Source organism: Sphingobacterium litopenaei, assembly GCF_014692495.1.
Lineage (GTDB): Bacteria > Bacteroidota > Bacteroidia > Sphingobacteriales > Sphingobacteriaceae > Sphingobacterium > Sphingobacterium litopenaei.
Genome location: NZ_JACOIJ010000061.1, coordinates 1 through 6,771, shown reverse-complemented (window position 1 = coordinate 6,771; position 6,771 = coordinate 1). Strand labels below are relative to the sequence as shown.

The following is a 6,771-nucleotide window of genomic DNA, read 5'->3' as shown; positions in this document are numbered from 1 at the left end:
ACTGTAAACATGAAAAGAATCCTGAAATTAATCTAAAAAAGCAGGGGTATTAGCTTTAAAAATGTCAAATTGGGATAATAAGAGCCAAATAGCATATACTTATTGACTAAACTTACAATAAGGACAATTAATAAACAATCTTCCAGAAATCCCTAAAACAAAAATGACTGAGTAAGCTTAATACTATACTCAGTCATTTTTTTAAGTCTCTTAAAAAAATAGAAACTTTTTCAGTGTCCTCAATAATTTCAAGCCTTTTCTTGTGTATATAGTATTTGATATTTTAAATTTTATAACCGTACATCCTTGGATTTTCGATCACTTCTTTTACAGAAATAATCTTGTACACATAAGACGCTGTTTCGCCATTTAATCTCAATTTGTAATAATCGTCTTTTTTCTGATTACGAATGGAAGACTTGAGACTTCCGCCACCTACATTATAGGCTGCAGCGACTAAAGTCCAATCGCCAAATTCCTCGTAAAGAGATTTTAGGTATCTCGCTGCGGCGTGTGTCGATTTGATAAAATCTTTACGTTCATCCACGTTGCCATTGACTTTAAGTCCATAAAGACGCGCTGTAGTAGGCATAAATTGCCAATAACCACCAGCCCCTTTGTGAGAACTTACACGAGGATCCAATCCACTTTCTACGATTGGAATATATTTAAAATCTTCCGGTATGCCGTATGATTTTAGTATCTTGGCTATTTTAGGCAAATACTTATCCGCACGATTGTGCATCTCATGCGAGCGTACTTTTTTGAAAGAAAATTTAGCTAAATACTGACTTAATTTACTTTTTACTTTTACGTCCTCTGTGGGTACACTTGCTTCAGCAAAAGTTAGAGAACTAAAATATGCTTTGCTGTTGTTGCGTGGAGATTTTGCTTCCTCCTTTAGCCTAGCGGCATGCTCCAACATGATTTGTTTATACGGGTTTTCTATGGAAATCCCTTGGGGTCTTGATTGCAACTTCGATAAAACCATTATCGATAATATTGCGCTAAAACACAGTACTCTTTTTTTAATCATTCACTTCCTTACTGCTATCTATCCACGATTAACTAATCGATCAAAAATAGCTTGGTCCATTTATGCTGCGCCAAAGGTACAAACTATTTGCTTATATTCCAAATAGTTACAAAGTCGCCATTTTTAAGTAGCTTCAGAATCGTGCTTTAAACCGCTTTAGGGTAAACAATTTACGAATTAAAAAAAACTTAATTATATCATTATTTTGTGTAACTTTGTACCTCAATTTTTATATAAAATTATGCCATTCAAAAGTCAAAGGAACAGTCGCGAGGACAACTCCAGAAAAAGTAGAAGCAACTCAGAAAGCTTCAGATCGAAAGATAATTCTAATAAAAAATTCGGTAACAAATCCGAATCTTTTGGAAAGTCTTCTTTCAGCAAAGACAGAAAAGAAGATAATAAATCATTCGGAAAATCATCTTTTTCAAAATTCAATAAAGAAGATAAAAAATCATTCGGTCGCTCTTCATACTATAAATCTAGCGACAGAGACGATAACAAATCATACGGAAAATCTTTCTCAAAAGACGGAAGCGATAGAAGATCATCGTTCAACAAACCATTTAATAAAGAAGGTGGAAACGAAAGAAAATCTTTCGACAGAAAAACATTCGGGAAGTCTTTTGATAAAGAAGGTGGGTCAGAAAGAAGATCTTTCGACAAAAAACCTTTCAAAAAATCATTCGAAAAAGAAGGTTATACTAAGAATAGAAGACCTGAGCCTACTTCAGAGTACCAAGAACAAAGAGAGAAAAACGATTTTAAATATTCAGCGAATAGAAAATTCAGACCGGCTAATAAACCAGCTAACAAAGAAGCAGCTGACGACGGTTTGATTCGTTTGAATAGATATATCTCAAACGCGGGTATTTGCTCACGTCGCAAAGCGGATGAGTTAATTACTGCGGGAGTAGTTTCTGTTAACGGAGAAGTTGTTACTTCATTAGGAACTAAAGTAGATCCAGCTAAAGACGAAATTCGTTACAATAACGAGCGTCTCAAGCGTGAAAAAATGGTTTATGTTTTATTAAACAAACCAAAAGATTATATCACGACTACAGATGATCCTCAAGAACGCCGTACAGTAATGCAATTGGTTGCTAAAGCGACTAAAGAGCGTATTTACCCAGTTGGACGTTTGGACAGAAATACAACAGGTTTATTATTATTAACAAATGATGGTAACCTAGCGGAGAAACTTTCTCATCCAAGAAATAATGTTACAAAGATCTACCAAGTAGAGTTAAATAAAAACTTGACTCAAGGTGATTTTAACAAAATTCAATTTGGTATTGAGTTAGAAGATGGTCTTATTAAACCAGATGATTTGAGCTATGTTGCTGGAGCATCTAAACGTGAAGTAGGTATCCAAATTCACTCAGGTAAAAATCGTATCGTAAGACGGATTTTCGAATCCTTAGGTTATGAGGTTATAAAATTAGACCGAGTAGTATACGCTAACCTAACGAAGAAAGATTTACCACGTGGACGTTGGAGATATTTAGAAGAGAAAGAATTGATTCAATTAAAACACTTCGTAAAATAAAAACAATAAAGTCTCGGAAAATTCGAGACTTTATTGTTTTTAGAGGTTTATAATTACGCCTAAAGATTTGTATTTTTATAGCTTAATAGATTTTAATAAACATGACAGACCCTAAATCGTTAACATCTGTAGCTGAATTTCATAAAACATTTCAGCATCCTATATTAGATACACCAGAAATTCCTTCTGAATCAAGATGCAAACTACGTGTTTCTCTAATTGCTGAGGAATTAAAAGAGTTAGAAGAAGCTATTGAAGCCAAAGATATCGTAGAGATTGCGGATGCATTGTGTGACATTCAGTACGTATTGTCTGGCGCTGTATTGGAATTTGGATTAGGTGATAAATTCAATACGCTATTCGAAGAAGTTCAACGCTCTAACATGAGTAAAGCCTGCAAATCTTTAGAAGAAGCAGAAGCTACTATGAAATACTATAAAGAAGAAAAAGGAGTGGATTCGTATTATAAGGAAGTAGATGGTTTATTCTTGGTTTTCCGTGAAGGAGACAACAAAACATTGAAATCAATCAATTACTCACCTGCAGATTTGAAATCAATCGTAGAGCAATAAAAAAAGCGACTAAAAGTCGCTTTTTTTGGGACTGTCTCACAAACTGTGTAAATTAAAAATATGGAGTTCAGTTGTTTAGTTACAATTGGACTCTTTTTTCAAATAATGTTAAGAACTGATTTAGGATAATACCCCAATTATGAATAGGCATTGTCCATTTTTTAGAGATTTCTCTCAAAGCCAAATATACTGATTTCATGACAGCTTCATCCGTAGGAAACGAAAGTTTGTTTTTCGTGTATTTGCGGATTTTTCCATTCATATTTTCAATAATATTGGTGGTATAAATGATTTTTCGGATTTCTAAAGGGAATTGGTAAAACACAGTCAGTTCATCCCAATTTTCTCGCCAAGATTTAATCGCATAAGGATATTTTGATTCCCATTTTTGGGCAAAACTATCTAATGCAGCCTGTGCGGCTTGTTTGTTTGGAGCATCATAAATGGGTTTCATATCAGCTGTAAATGCCTTTTTATCCTTCCAAACAACAGGCATTACGGATTTGATGAACTACACAGATTTCCGTGTTACTTTCGGGGAATACCGAGCGGATAGTGTTTGTAAAACCATTAAGATTATCAGTAGCTGTAATGAGCATATCTTCTACACCTCGAGCTTTCAAATCAGTCAAAATTCCCATCCAAAAGCTTGCACTTTCATTCTTACCCAGCCACATACCCAATACCTCTTTGTAACCCTCTCGATTCAAACCTACGGCTAAATAAATGGTTTTGTTAACCACTTTGGAATTCTCACGAACTTTGAAAACAATACCATCCATCCAAACAATAAGATAAACGTTATCTAAAGGACGATTTTGCCAGGCTACAACATCTTCAGCGACGCGCTCTGTGATGCGCGAAATAGTAGCTTCGGAAACCTGAAAATTATACACATCGCGAAGCATATCTTCGATATCCATAACACTCATGCCTTTGGCATAAAGAGAAACGATGACATTCTCAACGCCATCTATAATATTCTTGCCCTTAGGAACAATGATAGGATTGAAACTCCCTTCACGGTCTCTAGGAACTTGAATTTCAATATCACCTTGATCTCCTCTGACCTTTTTACTGGTGTGGCCATTGCGAGAATTCCTCTCTTCACTACGAGCATGTTTATCATAGCCTAAATGAACATCTAATTCTCCTTCTAGCATCTGAGAGACTGCTCGACCTTGTAACTCTCTAAAGAATTGTTGTAAGTCGGCTCCGTCCTTAAAACTCCTTAAGAACTCTTTGTCGTTTAATAATGATTCTCTATCGATCATAATAATAACGTTATGTAAATAAAAATGTGGAATCCAATTATTTATGAACCCCACATTTTTATTTACACACTTTATAAGACAGTGTCCTTTTTTTTATTGCTCTACTTTTTCAAAAATATCATAATTGAGCTTATATTTCAGTGTTGACATATCACTCAATTTATACATTGTAAAAGACAAAGGGTAATTAACAGCATTTGTATTTTGCTTATCTAGCACAATGAATTCTTTAATGAAATCACGAATTTGCGAAGCCCCTTTTCCAAACTTAAAAAACTCGTATTACTACCACTGTCTCTCCTATAAATCAACAAATTACTAGAATCCAAAACAGCTATATCTGCATTATCTAATGCAGAATTTTCAATTAGTTTGTCATAAACTTTGTTAAACGCCTGTCGAGTAGAATCACTTTCAGCTAAAAAGATCGATTCATTGCCATATGTTACAGATGATATGTAATAAGGATCAATATTTTCATTCTTCAATTCCTGAAGATATTCCTGATCATATAAGGTATGAATTTCTTGAATATCAGTATAAATATCCAGATACTCTAACTTAGCATATCTAGATATTGCATTTTTCTTACGAATATATGTAGAATCATTTATCGCAACTAAATCCTTAATAGCCTTATAATCACCACTATTTACTATGTAATATTGAATAATACCATAGTCAAAAAATGTGTCCGAACTGAAACTAAGATTATTAGAACCTGGCTTAAATTTCTTGGCATAAGAAAACATGCTTTGATATGAAGGAATATGAGTTTCTAAATCAGCAGTAAAACTGTTTGTTAGAAAATATATTTTATCAGACTTTTCTTTATCTGGAAGATGAGTCAGTTCAAAGCCTTTTGATGTGTCACCCAATGACCAAACACTGCCGAGATAAAAACTGGAAGCAGAATTTAAGTCAATTTTAAAATTTGTTAAGTCAGTCGTTTTTGACTTTTTAATTATTAGAGGTTTCGGTGGTATATTGGTGTTATCCTCTTTATTATCTACAGTGTCGACGATTGTAGGAGAAAATGGGTCATTATTATCAGGTGAACAAGATGTATAAAAAATAGTATATAGTACTAATAAAACGAAATATTTTGGATTTCCCATAATGTTAGCAATGATTTACTTAAAGATAACATTATTTCTCCAGGAAAACGTAAGTTAACGTAGTGCAAATATTTAAACCAAATACATACTTCCTTGTTGAACACCTCGAGCTTCTAATCCCTTATCAATATAAGTCTGAATTCCCGATTTCTTCAATCCCCAATTTGGAGCAATCAATAAATCTTGATCCGCTATCCCAAACACTCGTTGAATAATAATATCAGGTCTTAATAAAGGAATAAATTTAGCTAGGAACTCAGTATACTCTTCCATAGAGAACAATTTGAAAGGTTCACGCTTATACTTAACGCCCATAATAGAACCTTCTACAATGTGCAAATGGTGTAGTTTTACGAATTTAATCTGCGGATGCCTATTAATTTCCTCAGCATACTTAAGCATCATATCTTCTGTCTCCCAAGGAAAACCAAAAATGGTATGCACACACAATTCCAATTTTGTGTTTTCCAGCATTTTCATGGTAGAAAGAAACTCATCATGCGAACAGCCTCTATTGATACGTTCTAAGGTATCATTATATATAGATTCCATACCCATTTCTAAGTCTACATCCAATCTATCAGTATACGATTCTAATAGAGCTATCTTCTCAAAATCTAAGCAGTCAGGGCGTGTACCAACTGATAAACCTAAAGTATTTTCAGGATCAATACTTAGAGCTTCATCATACATCATTTTAAGCAAATGTGTAGGCGCATAAGTGTTTGTATTAGGTTGAAAATAGATAATGAATTTCTCAGCACCATAGCTATTGCGTGCACGTTCAATACCATTTTCTACCTGCTCACGGATAGATGGTATTTTACGGGCTGTATCAGGCGTAAACGAGTCAACATTACAATAAGTACAGCCTCCATAACCTTTACTTCCGTCACGATTAGGACATGTAAAATTACCATCAACGATAACTTTAAATACCTTTTGCCCGTTATATTTCTCTTTCAAATAAGCTCCGTAATGATTATACGGCTTAATACCATTGTCTAATGCTGTTCCCATTCGGCTACAAAGATACTGAATTGTTATGGATAATATTCTACAAACGCAAAAAAGCCTTACCACTGTTGTGATAAAGCTTTGCTTTGTTGTTTAATAAAAGAAGGCACCGACCTACTCTCCCACCTGTTACGGCAATACCATCGGCTCGGGCGGGCTTAACTGCTCTGTTCGGAATGGGAAGAGGTGAACACCGCCGATATAG

5 protein-coding genes, 1 rRNA gene and 1 pseudogene are annotated in these 6,771 nt (G+C 34.4%); 2 read left to right on the top strand and 5 right to left on the bottom strand.

Features of this window, described 5'->3' with window-relative positions; genetic code table 11:
• Positions 1 to 283: 283 nt before the first annotated feature.
• Complete coding sequence (locus H8B04_RS16520; RefSeq protein WP_190303041.1) at positions 284 to 1,036, bottom strand: lytic transglycosylase domain-containing protein; 753 nt, start codon at positions 1,034 to 1,036, stop codon at positions 284 to 286.
• A gap of 241 nt (positions 1,037 to 1,277) precedes the next feature.
• Here H8B04_RS16520 and H8B04_RS16515 point away from each other — a divergent pair, with 241 nt between their 5' ends.
• Complete coding sequence (locus H8B04_RS16515) at positions 1,278 to 2,585, top strand: pseudouridine synthase (protein WP_165292551.1); 1,308 nt, start codon at positions 1,278 to 1,280, stop codon at positions 2,583 to 2,585.
• Positions 2,586 to 2,686: 101 nt separating this feature from the next.
• Complete coding sequence (locus H8B04_RS16510; protein ID WP_165292550.1) at positions 2,687 to 3,157, top strand: pyrophosphohydrolase domain-containing protein; 471 nt, start codon at positions 2,687 to 2,689, stop codon at positions 3,155 to 3,157.
• Between the two features lie 79 nt (positions 3,158 to 3,236).
• On the opposite strand, the pseudogene H8B04_RS16505 reads toward H8B04_RS16510, so the two are convergent.
• From H8B04_RS16505 to rrf, 4 genes and pseudogenes are all read right to left on the bottom strand, one after another.
• A pseudogene (locus H8B04_RS16505) lies at positions 3,237 to 4,428 on the bottom strand (IS256 family transposase).
• Between the two features lie 215 nt (positions 4,429 to 4,643).
• Positions 4,644 to 5,549: a hypothetical protein gene (locus tag H8B04_RS16500; protein ID WP_190303040.1), complete on the bottom strand. Its 906-nt coding sequence runs from the start codon at positions 5,547 to 5,549 to the stop codon at positions 4,644 to 4,646.
• Positions 5,550 to 5,621: 72 nt separating this feature from the next.
• Entirely contained in the window at positions 5,622 to 6,569 is a 948-nt protein-coding gene (locus tag H8B04_RS16495) for a TIGR01212 family radical SAM protein (RefSeq protein ID WP_165292547.1), read from the bottom strand.
• 98 nt (positions 6,570 to 6,667) lie between these two features.
• Positions 6,668 to 6,771 (bottom strand): 5S ribosomal RNA (rrf, locus tag H8B04_RS16490); the annotation flags it as partial.

Coding starts and splice junctions, on each gene's coding strand:
- H8B04_RS16520 (WP_190303041.1), bottom strand. CDS start 1,036: ATGATTAAAAAAAGAGTACTGTGTTTTAGCGCAATATTATCGATAATG.
- H8B04_RS16515 (WP_165292551.1), top strand. CDS start 1,278: ATGCCATTCAAAAGTCAAAGGAACAGTCGCGAGGACAACTCCAGAAAA.
- H8B04_RS16510 (WP_165292550.1), top strand. CDS start 2,687: ATGACAGACCCTAAATCGTTAACATCTGTAGCTGAATTTCATAAAACA.
- H8B04_RS16500 (WP_190303040.1), bottom strand. CDS start 5,549: ATGGGAAATCCAAAATATTTCGTTTTATTAGTACTATATACTATTTTT.
- H8B04_RS16495 (WP_165292547.1), bottom strand. CDS start 6,569: ATGGGAACAGCATTAGACAATGGTATTAAGCCGTATAATCATTACGGA.